Annotated in this window: 3 protein-coding genes; all 3 read left to right on the forward strand. The window is 61.7% G+C overall.

From position 1 onward, the window contains the following. Positions 1 to 383, forward strand: a 383-nt coding sequence (locus tag EOL86_14795) for a hypothetical protein (protein ID NCD26837.1), incomplete at its 5' end; no start/stop codon positions are given. Beyond that, positions 380 to 811: a RusA family crossover junction endodeoxyribonuclease gene (locus EOL86_14800; GenBank protein NCD26838.1), complete on the forward strand. Its 432-nt coding sequence runs from the start codon at positions 380 to 382 to the stop codon at positions 809 to 811. The genes EOL86_14795 and EOL86_14800, both read left to right, overlap by 4 nt. 69 nt (positions 812 to 880) lie before the next feature. Next, on the forward strand, positions 881 to 1,381 hold the full coding sequence (locus EOL86_14805; GenBank protein NCD26839.1) for a hypothetical protein: 501 nt from the start codon (positions 881 to 883) through the stop codon (positions 1,379 to 1,381). Positions 1,382 to 1,532: the final 151 nt, after the last annotated feature.

A 1,532-nucleotide genomic window follows, 5' to 3' on the forward strand; every position in this document is an offset into this window, starting at 1 on the left:
TGGCCGCCTGTCTGGGAGCCGCCGGGGTGGAAATGGAACTACTCACCGGCCAGACACCAAAAGCCCAGCGCGAGGCCCTTGTGGGGCGTATCCGCGAGGGCCATGTGCGGGCGCTGGGGAGCACGGTTCAACTCATTGGCGAGGGCTTTGACGCGCCGGGGCTGGCCTCCCTATTTCTGGCCACGCCCATCAAGTCCCAGGGGCGGTTGCTCCAGGTGGTGGGCCGGATACTGCGGCCCCAGGACGGCAAAACCCCGCGCCTGTACGACTACCACGACCCCGTGGGCGTGCTCCGGGCATCGGCCAGGACACGGGCCAGCGTATACGACCGCCACGGCTTCATCCGCCACGCCGAAACCACGACCAGGGAGGCGACGGCATGACCGTGAAGCTCGTTCTCCCCATCACCCCCAAGGCCCAGGCCCGGCCACGATTCACCCGACAAGGGCACGCCTACAAGGCCAAGGCCCAACGACAGGCGGAGGAAAGCCTATGCGCTCTCCTGGCCCAACACAGGCCCGAGAAGCCGCTTGAAGGAGCCATCACCATGACCGCCACGGCCTATCTGCCCATTCCCCGGTCATGGTCCAGAAAGAAACAGGCCGCCGCCAGGGAAGGAGCAATCCAACCCACCGGCAAGCCCGATCTGGACAACCTCGTGAAGCACCTCAAGGATTGCCTGACCGCCACGAAATTTTGGAAAGATGACGCACTCATCACCGAGTACACTGGAATATCCAAGCGCTACGACGACGGAGACGGCCCCCGCTGGGAGGTGAGCATCACCGCCATGGAGCAGACGGGAAAGTAACCGGAAAGTATAACCGGAGGAAAAACGATGCCTACGAAACGAAAAATCGACGATGTTAAATTAAAGAGGATGGTTAAGGACGGAAAGTCCATAAAGCACTGCGCCTGCCATTTCGGCGTGACCACCGTGGCCATCCACCAGCGCCTCAAGCTCATGGATGTGGTGGTTTCTCGTCGCCTCGCCATTGAGGACAGGGCGGTAGCGGAGCGCCTGACCAAGGACCACTTCGACGCCGTGGAGGAGCTGCAAAAGATTCACGCTTCCGCCACGGAACTTCTGACCAAGCTGGAACAGGCCCAGCGCGGGGAAATTCCCATGGACGATCTGGCCCATATCCTCGGGGATCGGGCCAGCCTTGGCGAGTTTTACCTGAAAACCATGGGCGAGGTCCGCAAGCAACTCGCCCTCGCCGCAGAAATGTCCAAGCAACTGTTCTCCATCAAGGAGGTCCAGGACTTCCAGAACGTGGTTATCGAGACCCTGAAGGAAGCGGACCCGGCCATTGCCCGCCAAGTGGTGGAAAAGCTGGTGGAGCGCCGGGCGCTGTGTTCGAGCTTGAGCCTGACGTGAACGGCTGAAGCCCGCACCCTGGCCGGATCAAGCGAACGTGGGTCCGGCCAATGGCGGCGGGCGTCTTTATTTGCCCCTGGCTATGAGCGCCGAAAACTGCCCATGGCGGCTAGACGAACTTGATGTGCGGGAAGAGCTTCTTGGTTGACTC

The organism is Deltaproteobacteria bacterium (genome assembly GCA_009930495.1).
Lineage (GTDB): Bacteria > Desulfobacterota > Desulfovibrionia > Desulfovibrionales > Desulfomicrobiaceae > Desulfomicrobium.